Origin of the sequence: Burkholderia sp. AU45251 (assembly GCF_030482905.1) — a bacterium.
Classification (GTDB): Bacteria; Pseudomonadota; Gammaproteobacteria; order Burkholderiales; family Burkholderiaceae; genus Burkholderia; species Burkholderia aenigmatica.
In genome coordinates, this window is record NZ_JAUJQH010000002.1 from 529,022 (window position 1) to 543,763 (window position 14,742).

A 14,742-nucleotide genomic window follows, 5' to 3' on the forward strand; every position below is an offset into this window, starting at 1 on the left:
GCTTACTCCGCTTCGGTCACGTTCAGCGGCGTGGACAGCGCGCTCTTGCGCAGCCCCGGGTGCCGGTGCAGCTCGATATACCCGGCCTGGGCAGCGGGCCCGCGCTTCATCAGTTTCATCATGTAATAGATACCCGTTCCGAACACCAGGAAATACACGACCACGAAGATCAGCAGCGACACGCCGACCTGCTGCGCGCTGAGCGGCGCGACCGAATCGACGGTGCGCAGCACGCCGTACACGGTCCACGGCTGCCGCCCGACCTCGGTCGTGATCCAGCCGGCGAGCAGCGCGAGGATGCCCGACGGCCCCATCGCCACCACGAACCACTGGAACCAGCGCGCTTCATACAGGCGCCCGCCCTTTCTCAGCAGCAGCCCGAGCAGCGCGGTGAGCAGCATCAGCATCCCGAGGCCCGCCATGATCCGGAACGTCCAGAACACGATCGGCGAATACGGGCGATCCTGCGGCGGGAACTCCTTCAGCCCGCGAATCTCGCCGCTCCAGCTGTGCGTGAGGATCAGGCTGCCGAGGTGCGGCACCTGGATCGCATAGTGCGTGGTTTCGGCCTGCATGTCGGGCAGCCCGACGAGGTTCAGCGCGGTGCCGCCCTTCTCGGTTTCCCACAGCCCCTCGATCGCCGCGATCTTCGCCGGCTGGTATTCGCGCGTGTTCAGCCCGTGCGCGTCGCCGACGACGATCTGGATCGGCGCGAGGATCAGCAGCATCCACAGCGCCATCGAGAAGCTGCGCTTCACCGGCTCGTCACGGCGCCCCTTGAGCAGGTGCCACGCGCCGCACGCGGCGACGATGAAGCCCGCGACGATGAATGCCGCAATCGTCATGTGTACGAGGCGGTACGGGAACGACGGGTTGAAGATGATCTTGAACCAGTCGACCGGCACGACGAGGCCGTTCTCGATCTTGTAGCCCTGCGGGGTCTGCATGAAGCTGTTCGACGCGAGAATCCAGAACGTCGAGATCAGCGTGCCGACCGCGACCATCAGCGTCGCGAAGAAGTGCGCGCGCGGGCTCACGCGCTGCCAGCCGAACAGCATCACGCCGAGGAAACCGGCTTCGAGGAAGAATGCCGTCAACACTTCATACGTGAGCAGTGGGCCCGTGATGTTGCCCGCGACGCGCGAGAAGCCGGCCCAGTTGGTGCCGAACTCGTACGCCATCACGACGCCGGAAACCACGCCCATCCCGAAGCCGATCGCGAAGATCTTCGACCAGAACTGGAACATGGATTTGTAGGCGGCGTCGCCGGTGACGAGGTAGCGCCATTCCAGCACCGCCAGGAAGCTCGCCATGCCGATGCTGATCGCGGGAAACACGATGTGGAACGACACCGTGAACGCGAATTGCAATCGGGCGAGATGGAACGCATCGAAGATTTCCATGACCGTAATTTGCTCGTGGTTGTGAGGACGTACGCCCGAAGCAGGAAATCGCGCGACGGCTTGGCGACAACACATGCGAACACAAACGGTCACTCGCATGGCATCGAAGCGTGAATGACGATATCGCGTTTGCAACGATACTCGCAATCGTTCGAACGTGCGCTGAAACTGTGCTGCTTCCGTTGCCGAAGATGTGTGCCCGGAAAACACATTTCGTGCCTGCGGGATGGTCAGCTGTACTGCTTTCCGCGTTGCAGCGCTGTACATCCGGCGCACCTTTCATCCCCGTTAACATCCGACTCAACGCCTGCCCGCGGCCACGGCGCGCCCCTCGGCCGCGCCCGCCCGGCAGCATCGAATCCCCTGGTCGGGCATCCGCGCCCGACCCGGCCGGCCCGCCGGCCGATCCGCCTGGAGAAAACCGCATGGAGTCCTGCATCCGCCGCGACGATCCGACCGGCAGCACCGCGTGTCATGTGACACGTCACCGTGCCGGCGAAGCGCGCGACACCGTCGACCGCGTCGTCGACGAAACGCCGGTTGCACTCGTGTTCAACGATATTGCGCACACGGTGATGATGGCGACCCCGATCGACCTCGACGTGTTCGGCCTGGGTTTTGCGCTGAGCGAAGGCATCGTCGAGCGCGCGTCGGACGTTTTCGATATCGAAAGCGAATGCCGGCCCGGCAGCGCCGAAGTGCGGCTGACCGTGTCGCAGCAGGCGTTCATGGCGATGAAGGCGCACCGGCGCGCGCTGGCCGGCCGCACGGGCTGCGGCGTGTGCGGGATCGAAAGCATCGCGCAGCTCGACCTGCACCCGCCGCGCATCGCCGCCGCCGGCACCGCAGCCGGTATCGGCGCGGACGCGATCGCCCGCGCCGCGCGCGCGTTGCCGGCCCATCAGGCGCTGATGCGCGAGACGGGCGGCATTCACGCGGCCGCCTGGTGCGATCGCGACGGCGCCGTGCTCGACGTGTTCGAGGACGTCGGCCGCCACAACGCGCTCGACAAGCTGATCGGCCGGCTCGCGCGGCGCCGCGCGAACCTGCACGACGGCTTCGTGTTCCTGTCGAGCCGCGCAAGCTATGAACTGGTGCGCAAGGCCGCGCGGGTCGGCATCCCGATGATCGCGACGATCTCGGCGCCGACGTCGCTCGCGATCGACGTCGCCCGCGAAGCGGGCGTGCGGCTGCTCGGCTTCTGCCGCAACGACGGTTTCGTCGAGTACGTGTCGCCCGACGCCGTTCAACCTGATCAACCGGCGCTCGCTCAAGCGCATCCGGCTCTCTCCCGATGAAACCCCTTACCGATTTCGATACCGCGCAGCAGCATTTCGCCAGCGCGTTCGCGCCGCTCGAGGCCACGATCTCCCGCCCGGTCGCGGAAGCCGCCGGCCACGTGCTGGCCGCGCCGCTCACCGCCGTGCTCGACCAGCCGCCGGCCGACCAGAGCGCAATGGACGGCTACGCCGTGCGTCACGCGGATCTCGCACTGGGCGAGCCGCTGCACGTCGCCCAGCGCTGCTATGCAGGCGACACCCCGGCGCCGCTGGCCCCGCGCACGGCGGCACGCATCTTCACCGGCAGCATGATTCCGCCGGGCGCGGACACCGTCGTGATGCAGGAACATGCACGCGAGCAGGACGGCTGGGTCGCGTTCGACGCGCCGCAGCGCAGCGGCTCGCACATCCGCCGCCGGGGCGAGGAAGTGCGCGCCGGCGACCTGCTCGTGCCGGCCGGCGTGCGGATGGGCGCGATGCATGTCGGCGTGGCCGCCGCGCAAGGGTTCGCGCGCGTCGACGTGCGCCGGGCGCTGCGCGTCGGCATCCTGACGACCGGCGACGAACTCGTCGCGTGCGGGCAGCCCCGCGCGCCGCAACAGATTTACAACAGCAATGCGCCGATGCTCGCCGCGCTGGTGTCGGGAACCGGCGCCGAGGTCGCGATGAGCCTGCATGCGGCCGACACCGCGCCCGCCGTCGATCGTGCGCTGCGCGATCTGCACGCGGGCTGCGACCTCGTGATCTGCGTCGGCGGCGCGTCGGTCGGCGACAAGGATCTGCTGCGCCCCGCGCTTGACGCGCTCGGCGCCTCGTTCATCGTCGCCGGCGTGCGCATGAAGCCGGGCAAGCCGGTTGCACTCGCCCGGCTCGACATGCAACCGGTGGTGCTGCTGCCCGGCAATCCGGGCGCCGCGATGACCGCGTTCGCGCTGTTCGTCGCGCCGCTGATCCGCCGCCTGCAGGGGCGCAGCGCACGCCTGCCGATCGTGCCGTCGCTGCCGATCGACGGCGACTTCGAACCGGATGCGCAGCGCGAGCGCTTCGTGCGCGTGCACTGCACCGTCGGCCTCGACGGCATGCCCGCCCTCGACACGCTGCGCCAGCAAGGCGCCGGCACGCTGCAGTCGCTCGTGCAGGCGAGCGGACTGGCCCGGCTGCCGGCCGGGCAGCGCATCGCGTGCGGCGACGCGGTACCGTATTACGAATTCACGCACTGGCTCGCATGATCGCGACGCCGGACACGCGCCCGATCCGCGCCCTTCGCCAGACAGGCCACGCAGGCCGCACCGGCCGCGCGCCGAACTGTATTCCTGCAATTCGGGCGCGATTGTGTCCCTGCCGGAAAAACCTGGCGGACTATCCTCACGAAGAGGCTCGTCACGCGCCGTGCGCCTGCCCATCCGCACACGCACGGCCGACCGGCGACGCCCCACCGCTTACTTCTTGCAGGCCGACGAACCGATCGTGAATGCCATCGTTTCCGCCGCGCCGGCCGCTGCCGCACTTTCCGGCGGCGCATCGCCCGGCGCTTTCCCCCGCACGACCGACACGCTCGGCCGCCCGCTGCGCGACCTGCGCCTGTCCGTGATCGACCAGTGCAATTTCCGCTGCGGCTACTGCATGCCGCGCGAAAGCTTCGGCGCCGACTATGCGTTCATGCCGTCGTCCGAACGGCTGTCGTTCGCGCAACTGGAAAAGATCGCCCGCGCGTTCACGTCGCTCGGCGTCGAAAAGATCCGCATCACGGGCGGCGAACCGCTGCTGCGCCGCAACCTCGAAGCGTTGATCGAACGCCTCGCCGCGCTGACGACCGTCGACGGCAAGCCCGTCGAAATCGCACTGACGACCAACGGCTCGCTGCTGGCCGCGAAGGCGCGCACGTTGCGCGACGCGGGGTTGTCGCGCGTGACCGTCAGCCTCGATGCGCTCGACGACGCGGTGTTCCGCCGGATGAGCGATGCCGACGTGCCCGTGTCGCGCGTGCTGGCCGGCATCGAGGCCGCGCAGGCGGCAGGGCTCGCACCGGTCAAGGTCAACGCGGTGATCGAGCGCGGCGTGAACGACGACCAGATCCTGCCGCTCGTGCGCCACTTCCGTCATACCGGCGTGGCCGTGCGCTTCATCGAGTACATGGACGTCGGCGGCGCGAGCTTCTGGTCCGGCGACAAGGTCGTGCCGGCCGCACGAATGCGCGAAACGATCGACGAACACTATCCGCTCGTGCTCGTCGGCGAACCGGCGCACGACGCGACCGCGATCCGTTGCGCACACATCGACGGCGCCGGCGAGGTCGGCTTCATCGCGAGCGTGTCGCATCCGTTCTGCGGCACCTGTTCGCGCGCCCGCGTGTCGGCCGACGGCAAGCTCTATACGTGCCTGTTCGCGACGCAAGACACCGACCTGCGGCCGTGGCTCGACGACGCAGCATCGACCGCCGACCTCGCCGCCGCCGTGCGCGATCGCTGGACACACCGCGACGACCGTTATTCCGAGCGCCGGGCCGCACGGCCGGCCCGCGCGCCGGGCAAGACCTATCCGACCGTGCGCATGTCGCTGGTCGGCGGCTGAGGGGCCGCCGCGCGACACAGAACGCACCGCCTACAGGAGAACCTGTCATGACGACCTTCACCGAATCCCGTGCCGGGCTGCCGGACGATCCGTTGCACGCCGGCGGCCCCGCTCCCGACGGCGCGACCGAGCCGCACCCCGAGCCGCCACCATCGATAACCGCCGGCTTCGAAGTGCGCGTGCAGTACGCGCCGATCGACGCCGGCGCCGAGCTCGCGCCGATCGTTCGTAATCCGAATGTCGGCGCGGTCGTGAATTTCCTCGGCGTCGTGCGCAACGAAGGCGACGTCGACGATGTCGTCGCGCTCGAGGTCGAGCACTATCCGACGATGACCGAACAGGCCCTGTGGAGCATCGTCGAGGAAGCCAGCGCGCGCTGGCAGCTCGAAGCGATCAAGATCGTGCATCGTGTCGGGCGCATTCCGCTCGGCCAGGCGGTCGTGCTGGTCGTGGTGGCGGCCGCGCATCGCGGGTCCGCGTTCGATGCGTGCGAATTCCTGATGGACTTCCTGAAGACCCATGCACCGTTCTGGAAGAAGGAGATCCGCCACGACGGCGTATCCGGCTGGGTCGAGGCGAAGGCGCACGACGACCAGGCGATGCGGCGCTGGGGTTGACGTGCGCGCTGCGCGTGTTCCGATTCCGCCGATTCCTTTCAAGACATCGCGATGAAACTGACGATCAAATACTTTGCAAGCATTCGCGAACAACTCGATCGCGACGAGGAAATCGTCGAGATCGAGGCGCGCGAACTCACCGTCGACGCGCTGCGCGACACGCTGGCAGCACGCGACGCGCGCAGCGCGGAAGCGCTGCGAATGGACCGGCCCGTGCGCGCGGCCGTCAATCTCGAGATGGTGACGGGGGAATTCATCGTGCGGGAGGACAGCGAGGTGGCATTTTTTCCGCCGGTGACGGGCGGGTAACGCCGCGCCGCCCCCGGCAAGCACGGCATCGCCGTTCGCCACGCATCACGCACCCGTGGCGGCGCGACGAAATTCCGACGGCGACCTGCCCTCCCAGCGGATGAAGGCACGCCGGAAATTGCCGAGGCTGTCGTAGCCGAGCAGAAACGCGATTTCCTGCAGGCTGAGCTTGCTCGACCTCACGCTCTCGAGCGCCAGCGTATGGCGCACGCCTTCGAGGATCTCGCGATACGACGTTCCGTCGTCGGCCAGGCGCCGATGCAACGTGCGCGGCGTCATGTTCAGCAGCTGGGCGGTCTGCTGTTGCGACGGGAACGCGCCCACCTTCTCGAGCATCAGCCGCCGGACCCTGGACGGCAGCGTATGCTGCCGGGTCAGGTTCGCGAGTTCGGTCTGGCAGATGTGCACCGCCTCCGTCAACGCGCGCGCATTGCTGCTGTCGAGCGCCCGGTCCAGATCGGTGGCCCGGAAATCCAGGCCCGTCCAGTTCAGGCCGTAACGGACGTCGCAACCGAACAGGTCCCTCGCCAGATTCGCGTAGTCCGGCACATCGAACGGGAGCGCCACGAACGATGCCGAACTCGCACCGCGCGTGATGTAGTCGAGCAGGTTCTTGATCGTCAGCACGATCGCTTCCATCACCGGCTGCCGGATGCCGTCGAGCGGATGGCGCTCGACGAACACGAGCCGCACATGTTCGCCCGCGACCTCGAGCTTCGCGGAAACGAGCGAGGTCCGCACCTGCACGAAACGCTCGATGAGTTCGAGTGCCTGTCTCGGCGTCACGCTGTTGGTGATCGCATAGCCGAGTATCCCGTGGCTGCCGATACGCAGCCGTTCCCCGACGAGCAGCCCGAACGCCGGCTCGCCGGTTGCATCGATCGCGTCGCTCACCAGCCGCTTGAACGCGTCGAACGAAAAATCCTGGACCGTCAGTTCGCCGTTGGCGCCCGGCCGCTGCAGCTGCACGAACCAGTCGGGCAAACGCGCGCCCATTCGGACGACCTGATCCGAGATCTGGAGCGCGTACTGCGGTTGAAGAAAAAAGTCCGTCTCGGACATGTCGGACATCCTCGTTGCGTGACGGACATCAATTGACCGCAAATGCGCCATCGATGTCAATTCGAGCACTCCCGGAAACGTGGCCGGTTCCCTACGATGAACGCACCTCAATCGTACCGACCGGAAGGGAATATGCTCAGCTTCCTGACAAAACCCAAGACTGTGACGGCCGTCGTCAACGATCGCGCGATCGCGGTTCAACCGGGTGAAACGCTGTTGCAGGCGGCATTGCGCCAGGGAATCGACTTTCCACACAGCTGCCGGGTCGGCGGGTGCGCGACGTGCAAGTGCAGGCTGATCGACGGTCGCGTGAAGGAGCTCACGCAGACCGGGTACATCCTGTCGGACGACGATCTCGACCAGGGGTTCATCCTGGCCTGCCAGAGCATCCCGCGAACCGACGTGACCGTCGCCGTCGACATGAGCCGTGACGGCGCGCGACGCACGGTCGGCGGCCGCGTGATCGGCCAGGACCGGCTGACGCACGACATCCTGCGGCTGCGCATCCAGCTCGACGAATCGCTGCCGTACAAGGCCGGGCAGCATGCACGCCTGTCCCTCGCGTCGTTGCCCGGCGAGGCCCGCAGCTACTCGTTCGCGACGGGCGTGCGGCCGGATGCGCAGGCGGTGTTTTTCGTGCGAAAGGTGCCCGGCGGCGTGTTTTCCGGTCATGTGCACGAACAGGACGTCGTCGGCAAGACGGTGACCGTCGAAGGTCCGCTCGGCGACTTCTGGATGCGCGCCGCCGCCGCCCCGCTGATCCTGATTGCCGGCGGCAGCGGCCTCGCGCCAGTCCTGTCGCTGCTGGAAGACGGCGCAGCGGCGCGCGTGGCGCGGCCGGTCACGCTGCTGTTCGGCGCACGCGCGCAGCGCGACCTGTACGCGCTCGACACGATTTCCGATCTGGCCCGTCGCTGGCACGACCGCTTCGATTTTCTGCCGATCCTGTCCGAAGAGCCGCTCGATTCGTCATGGCGAGGCGCACGCGGGCTGGTGACGAACGGCATCGCCGACGATCTGCCGGCGGACGCACATGCGTACCTGTGCGGGCCGCCTCCGATGATCGACGCGGCAACCGGCGCGCTGCTCGCGCGCGGCCTGTCCCACGCGCACATTCACGCCGACCGGTTCACGACGCAGCACGACACGCAGGCAATCTCGTGAATTTCAATACCAACCCGGAGGAGGAGACGTTCCCATGCACCACTATCTGAAGTATTTCCTGTTTCACGTGATCGGCCTCTCGTCGATCGCCGCGTTCGTCGCGGGCGGGGCGTGGATCACGATCGATCTGGTCGCGATCCTCGCGTTCTATATCGTCGGCGACGCGCTGTGCGGCGACGACACGTCGACACCCGTCCTGCGCCATTCCGGCATCCTGACGTTTCAACTCTGGATGGCACTGCCGCTGCTGTCGCTGATCGTGTTCGCGTCGGTCTGGTCGATGGCCGCATCCGACCCGCTCGGGTTCGGCGCGCTGATCGAAAGGGTGACCGGATACGACGCGCTGGCGGCACGCGCGACGGGGAACGGGCTACACCACGTGTCCGGCATCGTGCTGACCGGCCTGATGATCGGGATGATCGGCACCATTCCCGCGCACGAGCTGACCCATCGCACGTGGGACCGGACGTCGATGTTCATCGGCCGCTGGCTGCTCGCGTTCAGCTTCGATACGATTTTCTCGATCGAGCATGTCTACGGGCACCATCGCTACGTGTCGACGACCGAAGATCCCGCCACGGCGCCGCGCGGCCGCAATGTCTATGTTCACGTCGTCGCGTCGACACTCAAAGGCAACGTCAGCGCGTGGAAGATCGAGGCGAAACGCCTGAAGCGTGCCGGGCACGGTCTGCTCACGCCATTCAACGCGGTGATTCGCGGCCACCTGACGAGCGTGCTGTTGCTCGCGGGCGCGTGGAGCATCGACGGGTACCGAACGGGCGCCTACTTCCTGCTCTGCGCGCTGTGGGGCAAAGCGCTGCTGGAAATCGTCAACTACATGGAGCACTACGGTATCGTTCGCGATCCGGGCACGCCGGTTCAGCCGCGCCATTCATGGAATACCAATCGGCGCATCAGTTCGTGGTCGATGTTCAACCTGACGCGCCATTCGCATCATCATGCGCAAGGCGAAGTGCCTTATCAGGATCTCAAACCGTTTTCCGATGCCCCGATGATGATCGGCGGCTACCTGACGACGATCGTCGTCGCGATGATTCCGCCGCTGTGGCACACGTTGATGACGCCCAAGGTGCTCGCATGGGATCGTGACCATGCGACCGACCTGGAGCGGCGCCTCGCGGCCGACGCGAATGCACGCAGCGGCGTGGCCAAGTTCGCGGCCGCGACGTGAATCGCATTCGGCGCGATCGATGCGCGCGGGTAGCGGGCCGGTGTGCATCGCCGGCCCGCTACGAGATCGGCGCGTCGATCGGCGAACGCAGCCGCGTCAGGCTCGGGGATCCCGCATCCGGGTGTCACCAGGTACGGCCTGATGAGCAGACGCCACCGGTGGCGATGCGGCCCGGCCGTGCCCGAACGACCAGTCGTCGGGGCCGGTCGTGCAGATGATCACCATCACGTCCGCGGGCGCGATACCCGGGTTGTCGGCGAGCCGTTCGACGAGTCGCGCGTAGAACGCCTCCTTGCAGGCGAAACTGCGAGGGCGGCCGCCCGTGATGTGGATCAGCAAGAAATCACCGCTACGCGGCCCGCCGCCGTAGTCCCGGTCATAGACGAGCTCGCCCTGCCGGCACTGCTGAAACACTTGGAAACAGTCCCCCGCCGGCACCTCGAACGCTTCCTCGAGCGCATCCTGCAGGCTGGTCTAAATCGCCGCCAGCCAGTCGGCGGATTTACCGTCATGCAACGCGATTCGTGCATATGGCATCTCGCCCCCTCCGCTATTCCGGCAGCGCGGCCAGCGCATTGACCGCGGATGCCGCGGCTGGCCAGCCGGCGTAGAACGCGAGGTGGGTAAACAGTTCGCCCAGCTCGCTCCTCGTGACGCCGTTGGCGATCGCTCTCTGCAGATGTCCGGTCAGTTGCTCGGGGCGATACAGCGCCGTGAGCGCGGCAACCGTTGCAATGCTGCGCTCTCTCGGCGAAAGCTCGGGGCGCTGCCAGACATCGCCGAACAGCACGTCTTCGCTCAACTGAGCAAGCTTCGGGGCAATTCGGGCGACTTTTTCCAGATCGGAAGCGGGTTGGGCCATTGGGTCACCTGTTGTGGGGATTGACGATTTCAGTCTAGGCATTCTGAAAATTCGAATTATTTGAATCGACGGTCCCGTTTTTTTGAACGATTGCCGTGGGCCGGATCTCGCCGGCCATGGCCGTGCCGCGCGGCCTCTCACCGGTGTCGACCTGGAACACCGGCAGGTGTCGATGCCCTGCGCTCGCCGCGACGAACCGCGACCTGCCTCCTTCCCAACCAAATCTTTTAGCTCTTAAAGAATTTGATTGGTGCTGTGATTTTGGTCCGGTGACGCTTACGTGTCGCGTATCGACGGACAGCAAGCATGCCCGACGAGCGATGCGCGCCGCGCCGTTCCCGTCAACGCTCGAGCCACTATAAATAAACCGACATGCGTTCCATCCAGTCTCGCCCCATCCGTTTCGCGACGATCGCGGGTACCTGCACCTGCGCGCTCCTGCTCACCGCGACCTCCCCTGCCTGTGCATCCGGTCAGTTGTCCTATGTCATTGGCGCCGTCACGCCCGGCTTCGGGCCACAGGCGTGGAACGTCGCCACCGGGCGCAGCTTCGTCACGCTGTACGGCTCGGTCGACATGGCGGTCAACTATATCAACGCCGGCGGCAAGTCGATGGTGCGCATGCAGAGCGGCAACACGTGGACCTCGAAGTTCGGCCTGTACGGACAGGAAGACCTCGGCGACCAATGGACCGCGTTCTTTCGCCTCGAATCGGGATTCATCGCGAACAACGGTGCGGTACAGGATACGAACTCGCTGTTCAATCGCGCGTCGTACATCGGCCTCGACAACCCGCGCTACGGCAAGATCACGCTGGGCCGTACCTATTCGGTGACCGGCACCGCGGCGCTGGCGATCGATCCGTTCTACGCGAACGCGCACGAGGCAGTGTTCTCGTACATGGGCCTGGTCAACGCCGATCTCGGCCATGGCGCGACAGCCGACGGCAGCAACCGGATGAACAACCTGATCAACTATACGTCGCCGCGCTTCCTGCAGTATTTCACCGCGGGCTTCAGCTACGGCTTCAAGACGACGCAGACACCGGGGCCGGCGGTCCACACGCGCGGCGCATCGCTCGGGTTCAACTCCGACACGACGATCGCGGGCATCGCCTACAGCCAGACCTGGTGCGATCCGGGCTTCGCCGGCAGTTGCAGCCCGAATACGGGCGACGCGGGATCGGTGCGCACGGACCTGTACATCGCCGGCATCGAGCACGACTTCGGGCCCGTCGTCGCACAGGTCGGCTACCTGCAATACATTCCGCACTACGCCGGTGATGCGATCGCGCGCCTGTACACGGTCGGGTTGCAACGCTTCAGCGGCCGCACGCTGTATCGGATCGCGCTCGACTATCGCGATACGACGATCAAGCAGAATTACGCGTGGGGCGGCACGATCGGAGCGGACTACTACCTTTCCCGGCGCACGTCGCTTTACACGCGCGTCGCGTTCCTGAAGAACGGCCCGCAATCGGCGCTCACGTACAACTACGACAGCACGTCGGGCTCGACGATCGTGGCGAAGGGGCATTCTCTGACGAGCGTGTCGATCGGGATTGCGCACCAGTTCTGAACTCGGCGCGCTTGCGTCGAAGCATCCGTAAAAAAACACCGGGCTCGTCGCCCGGTGTCCATGCGTTCCGTCGATCGGCCGATCATCGCGGCCGGCGCGACCACCGCCCGGTCACGCCTGCTTCAGATAGGCCTCGACCAGTCGCACCCACAGCGACGCGCCATACGGAATGGCTTCGTCGTTGAAGTCGTACCCCGGGTTGTGCACGGAACACCCGCCCCAGCTCCCCTCCCCGTTGCCGATCACGACATAGCAACCCGGACGCGCCTGCAGCATCCATGCGAAATCCTCGCTGCCCGAGCCGCCGGCCGTGCGCGTACTCGACACCGCCTCCGCACCGAACACGCCGCGCGCAATCTCCGCTGCGAAGGCCGTTTCCCGCTCGTGGTTCACCATCACCGGCACGAGATGTTCGATCTCGACGTCCGCACTCACGCCATACGACGCACACTGCGCATCGACGATCTCGCGGATGCGCTGCTCGATCAGCTTCTGTGTATCGACGTTCGTCGCGCGCACGTTGATCGACAGTTCCGCATGCTGCGGAATCACGTTGAACGTGGAGCCGCCGTTGATCTGGCCGACCGTGACGACGCTCAGGTCGCCCGGCTTCACGCTCCGCGAGACGATCGACTGCAGCGCGATCACGATCGCGGCGGCGGCCACGACCGGATCGCGCGCGAGATGCGGCATCGCGCCATGACCGCCCTTGCCGCGCACGAGGACGCTGATCCGGTCCGACGACGCGGTCACCGGTCCCGGCACGACGAGCGCGGTGCCGACCGCGAGGCCCGGGAAATTGTGCAGGCCGTACACCGCATCGCACGGGAAGCGCTCGAAGAGCCCGTCGTCGATCATCGCCTTCGCGCCGCACAGGTTCTCCTCGTCCGGCTGGAAAATCAGGTGCAGCGTGCCGTCGAACCCGCGCGTCTGCGCAAGCTGCCACGCCGCCGCGAGCAGGATCGCGGTATGGCCGTCGTGCCCGCACGCGTGCATGTGCCCGTGAATTCTGCTGCTCCACGGCAACCCGGTGTTCTCGACGATCGGCAGCGCGTCCATGTCCGCGCGAATCCCGATCCGGCGCGTGCCGGTGCCCAGCTTCAGCGTACCGACGACGCCAGTGCCGCCGACACCCGTCGTCACGTCATAGCCCCACTCGCGCAGGCGCTCGGCGACCATGTCGGCGGTACGCCGGACCTCGAAGCCGAGGCCCGGATACATGTGCACCTCGCGGCGCAATTGAGCGAAGAACGGTTGGCGTTCGATCAACGCCGGAATCAGTGAGGCTTGCGACATGAATGTAGGGGCTCTGAAGAAGGGGGAACGGCATCGCTCACGCGCGCTTCGCCGCGCGGTATGCACAGACGGCGAGCAGGCTGACGATATTCGCGGCAAACACGTACCACCCCGCCGAAAAGGGGTGACCAGTCCGCACGACCAGTGCGGTCACGACGAACTGCGCGGTGCCGCCGAACAGCGTGACGCCGGTCGCATACGTACTCGCAAAACCACTCGCGCGCACCGATGCCGGGAACGCTTCCATGATCATCAGCATCCCGTTGCCCGTGCCCAGGATCATCAGCGCGACCATCAATGCGATCACGCCCAGCACGATGCCGGGCGCGGGCGTATGCGTGAGCAGCCAGAACGCGGGAAGCGTGCAGCTCGCGCCGATCACGCCGAGCACGATCGCGAGCGGCTTGCGGCGCATCGCACGATCCGCGATCACGCCCGCGACCGGCGACACGATCACGATCATGATCGACCCGAGCAGCGCCGCCGAGAACCCGAGCGTCGCCGGCAGGTGCATCACGCGCGACAGGTAGTTCGGCATGAAGTAGACGAGCGTGTACATCGACACGGTGCCGCTGATGATCATCAACGTCGAGACGACGAACGCGCGGACATGGTTCGTGAACAACTCGCGCAGCGGGCTCTGGACCCTTTCCACGCCGTCCCGCGCATGGTGATCCGGCAAATGCCGGCGAATGTAGTAGCCGACGGGCGCGATCAGCAGCCCGATCAGGAACGGCACACGCCAGCCCCAGCTCGCGACCGCATCCGCCGGCAGCGCGCGCGTCAGGATCAGGCCGACCACCGCACCCGTGGCCGCGGCGATGCCCTGGCTCGTCATTTGCCAGCTGATCATGTAGCCGCGGCGGCGCGCCTGGCCGGACTCCATCAGCAGCGTGGTCGACGCGCCGACTTCGCCGCCCGCCGAAAAGCCCTGCAGCAACCGGCCCGCGAGCACGATCAGCGGTGCGGCCACGCCGATCTGCGCATACGTCGGCGACAGCGCGATCGCACAGGTACCGATCGCCATCAGCCAGATCGTCATCGTCATCGCCGCACGGCGCCCGACGCGGTCGGCATGGCTGCCGATCAGCAGCGCGCCGAGCGGACGCGCGAAAAAGCCGGCGCCGAAGGTACCGACCGCGAGCAGCAGCGAGGTCAGCGGATCCTGCGACGGAAAGAACGCGGCACCGATGTGTGCGGCAAAAAAGCTGAACACGGTGAAATCGAAGATTTCGAGTCCGTTGCCGAGCGACGTCGCGACGATCAGCTTGCGGGTCGCCGTGGCATTCAGCGTACGCGGTGCGGCATCGACCGCTCGATCGAGGGTGGAGTTTTGCATCGGGAAAATCCTCACTGTGCGGATCGGCACGATTCGCCTGTCATCGCATCATTCCCGGACAGAAATTCC

General features: G+C 66.5%; 14 protein-coding genes. 8 read left to right on the top strand and 6 right to left on the bottom strand.

Annotated elements, in window-relative coordinates; translation table 11 throughout:
• Positions 1-2: 2 nt before the first annotated feature.
• The gene (locus tag QZM67_RS09165; RefSeq protein WP_301801988.1) at positions 3-1,403 is read right to left on the bottom strand and encodes a cytochrome ubiquinol oxidase subunit I; all 1,401 of its coding nucleotides are present in this window, start codon (positions 1,401-1,403) and stop codon (positions 3-5) included.
• A gap of 425 nt (positions 1,404-1,828) precedes the next feature.
• Between QZM67_RS09165 and fdhD the strand changes: the two genes are divergently transcribed.
• The 5 genes from fdhD (at position 1,829) to moaD (ending at position 6,180) form a co-directional block, all read left to right on the top strand.
• The gene (fdhD, locus tag QZM67_RS09170; protein ID WP_301801990.1) at positions 1,829-2,701 is read left to right on the top strand and encodes a formate dehydrogenase accessory sulfurtransferase FdhD; all 873 of its coding nucleotides are present in this window, start codon (positions 1,829-1,831) and stop codon (positions 2,699-2,701) included.
• Positions 2,698-3,912, top strand: a complete 1,215-nt coding sequence (gene glp / locus QZM67_RS09175) for a gephyrin-like molybdotransferase Glp (RefSeq protein WP_301801992.1) — start codon at positions 2,698-2,700, stop codon at positions 3,910-3,912. Before fdhD ends, glp begins: the two co-directional genes overlap by 4 nt.
• A gap of 217 nt (positions 3,913-4,129) precedes the next feature.
• Entirely contained in the window at positions 4,130-5,254 is a 1,125-nt protein-coding gene (gene moaA, locus QZM67_RS09180) for a GTP 3',8-cyclase MoaA (protein WP_175021703.1), read from the top strand.
• A gap of 47 nt (positions 5,255-5,301) precedes the next feature.
• Entirely contained in the window at positions 5,302-5,871 is a 570-nt protein-coding gene (locus tag QZM67_RS09185; protein ID WP_043192060.1) for a molybdenum cofactor biosynthesis protein MoaE, read from the top strand.
• A gap of 51 nt (positions 5,872-5,922) precedes the next feature.
• Positions 5,923-6,180, top strand: coding sequence for a molybdopterin converting factor subunit 1 (gene moaD, locus QZM67_RS09190; RefSeq protein WP_301801995.1), 258 nt, complete (start codon positions 5,923-5,925; stop codon positions 6,178-6,180).
• 45 nt (positions 6,181-6,225) lie between these two features.
• On the opposite strand, the gene QZM67_RS09195 is transcribed toward moaD, so the two are convergent.
• A complete protein-coding gene (locus QZM67_RS09195) occupies positions 6,226-7,242 on the bottom strand; it encodes an AraC family transcriptional regulator (protein ID WP_301801996.1) in 1,017 nt (338 codons plus the stop codon).
• Between the two features lie 132 nt (positions 7,243-7,374).
• Between QZM67_RS09195 and QZM67_RS09200 the strand changes: the two genes are divergently transcribed.
• Positions 7,375-8,406, top strand: coding sequence for a 2Fe-2S iron-sulfur cluster binding domain-containing protein (locus QZM67_RS09200; RefSeq protein WP_301801998.1), 1,032 nt, complete (start codon positions 7,375-7,377; stop codon positions 8,404-8,406).
• Between the two features lie 34 nt (positions 8,407-8,440).
• The gene (locus QZM67_RS09205) at positions 8,441-9,598 is read left to right on the top strand and encodes an alkane 1-monooxygenase (RefSeq protein WP_175021699.1); all 1,158 of its coding nucleotides are present in this window, start codon (positions 8,441-8,443) and stop codon (positions 9,596-9,598) included.
• A gap of 96 nt (positions 9,599-9,694) precedes the next feature.
• On the opposite strand, the gene QZM67_RS09210 is transcribed toward QZM67_RS09205, so the two are convergent.
• A complete protein-coding gene (locus QZM67_RS09210) occupies positions 9,695-10,036 on the bottom strand; it encodes a tautomerase family protein (protein ID WP_367620434.1) in 342 nt (113 codons plus the stop codon).
• A gap of 112 nt (positions 10,037-10,148) precedes the next feature.
• Entirely contained in the window at positions 10,149-10,460 is a 312-nt protein-coding gene (locus QZM67_RS09215; protein ID WP_301802001.1) for a carboxymuconolactone decarboxylase family protein, read from the bottom strand.
• A gap of 372 nt (positions 10,461-10,832) precedes the next feature.
• Here QZM67_RS09215 and QZM67_RS09220 point away from each other — a divergent pair, with 372 nt between their 5' ends.
• A complete protein-coding gene (locus QZM67_RS09220; protein ID WP_301802003.1) occupies positions 10,833-12,038 on the top strand; it encodes a porin in 1,206 nt (401 codons plus the stop codon).
• A gap of 111 nt (positions 12,039-12,149) precedes the next feature.
• Here QZM67_RS09220 and QZM67_RS09225 read toward each other — a convergent pair whose 3' ends face one another.
• Positions 12,150-13,334 (bottom strand): M20 aminoacylase family protein, encoded by a 1,185-nt coding sequence (locus QZM67_RS09225; protein WP_301802004.1) that lies wholly within the window; start codon positions 13,332-13,334, stop codon positions 12,150-12,152.
• A gap of 37 nt (positions 13,335-13,371) precedes the next feature.
• Positions 13,372-14,673, bottom strand: a complete 1,302-nt coding sequence (locus QZM67_RS09230; protein WP_301802005.1) for an MFS transporter — start codon at positions 14,671-14,673, stop codon at positions 13,372-13,374.
• Between the last annotated feature and the right edge of the window lie 69 nt (positions 14,674-14,742).

Excerpts from the sequence above, each read along its gene's own strand:
- QZM67_RS09165 (WP_301801988.1), bottom strand. The coding sequence starts at position 1,403 with ATGGAAATCTTCGATGCGTTCCATCTCGCCCGATTGCAATTCGCGTTC.
- fdhD (WP_301801990.1), top strand. The coding sequence starts at position 1,829 with ATGGAGTCCTGCATCCGCCGCGACGATCCGACCGGCAGCACCGCGTGT.
- glp (WP_301801992.1), top strand. The coding sequence starts at position 2,698 with ATGAAACCCCTTACCGATTTCGATACCGCGCAGCAGCATTTCGCCAGC.
- QZM67_RS09185 (WP_043192060.1), top strand. The coding sequence starts at position 5,302 with ATGACGACCTTCACCGAATCCCGTGCCGGGCTGCCGGACGATCCGTTG.
- moaD (WP_301801995.1), top strand. The coding sequence starts at position 5,923 with ATGAAACTGACGATCAAATACTTTGCAAGCATTCGCGAACAACTCGAT.
- QZM67_RS09195 (WP_301801996.1), bottom strand. The coding sequence starts at position 7,242 with ATGTCCGAGACGGACTTTTTTCTTCAACCGCAGTACGCGCTCCAGATC.
- QZM67_RS09200 (WP_301801998.1), top strand. The coding sequence starts at position 7,375 with ATGCTCAGCTTCCTGACAAAACCCAAGACTGTGACGGCCGTCGTCAAC.
- QZM67_RS09205 (WP_175021699.1), top strand. The coding sequence starts at position 8,441 with ATGCACCACTATCTGAAGTATTTCCTGTTTCACGTGATCGGCCTCTCG.
- QZM67_RS09215 (WP_301802001.1), bottom strand. The coding sequence starts at position 10,460 with ATGGCCCAACCCGCTTCCGATCTGGAAAAAGTCGCCCGAATTGCCCCG.
- QZM67_RS09220 (WP_301802003.1), top strand. The coding sequence starts at position 10,833 with ATGCGTTCCATCCAGTCTCGCCCCATCCGTTTCGCGACGATCGCGGGT.
- QZM67_RS09225 (WP_301802004.1), bottom strand. The coding sequence starts at position 13,334 with ATGTCGCAAGCCTCACTGATTCCGGCGTTGATCGAACGCCAACCGTTC.
- QZM67_RS09230 (WP_301802005.1), bottom strand. The coding sequence starts at position 14,673 with ATGCAAAACTCCACCCTCGATCGAGCGGTCGATGCCGCACCGCGTACG.